The following is an 837-nucleotide window of genomic DNA, read 5'->3' on the forward strand; positions in this document are numbered from 1 at the left end:
CCACGTGATCGCCTGCTGTACATGATGCAGGACAGTCGCTCTCAACTGCTGCTGACCCATTCGTCAGTGCACCAGCGGCTGCCGATTCCCGAGGGTTTGCAAGCCTTGGCGGTCGATGATGTGCAGGCGTGGTCCGATTACAGCGACAGTGCGCCGGACGTTGCGCTAGAGGGCGACAACCTCGCGTATGTGATCTACACCTCCGGTTCCACCGGCCTGCCCAAAGGGGTGGCGGTGTCCCATGGCCCGTTGGTGGCGCACATCATTGCCACGGGCGAGCGCTATGAAACGTCTGCGTCCGACTGCGAACTGCATTTCATGTCCTTCGCTTTCGATGGTTCCCATGAGGGCTGGATGCACCCGCTGATCAACGGCGCCAGCGTGTTGATCCGCGATGACAGCCTGTGGTTGCCCGAGTACACCTACGAGCAGATGCACCGCCACAACGTGACCATGGCGGTGTTCCCGCCGGTGTACCTGCAACAGCTGGCTGAGCATGCCGAACGCGACGGCAACCCACCGGCGGTGCGTGTGTACTGCTTTGGCGGTGATGCCGTCGCCCAGGCCAGCTATGACCTGGCGTGGCGCGCTTTGCGTCCGACCTACCTGTTCAACGGCTACGGCCCGACCGAAACCGTGGTCACGCCGTTGCTGTGGAAGGCGCGCAAGGGCGACCCGTGCGGTGCGGTCTACGCGCCGATTGGCACGTTGTTGGGCAACCGCAGCGGCTACGTGCTCGATTCGCAATTGAACCTGCAACCCATCGGCGTGGCCGGCGAGTTGTACCTGGGCGGCGAGGGCGTGGCTCGAGGTTATCTGGAGCGCCCGGCATTGACC

1 protein-coding gene is annotated in these 837 nt (G+C 63.6%); it reads left to right on the plus strand.

Going from position 1 to position 837, the window contains the following annotated elements; all coding sequences use genetic code 11:
- Positions 1–837, plus strand: an 837-nt coding sequence (locus tag AC07V4_RS26910) for an AMP-binding protein (protein ID WP_492638758.1), incomplete at both ends; no start/stop codon positions are given.

This window comes from Pseudomonas sp. GW821-FHT03A09, from assembly GCF_059421065.1.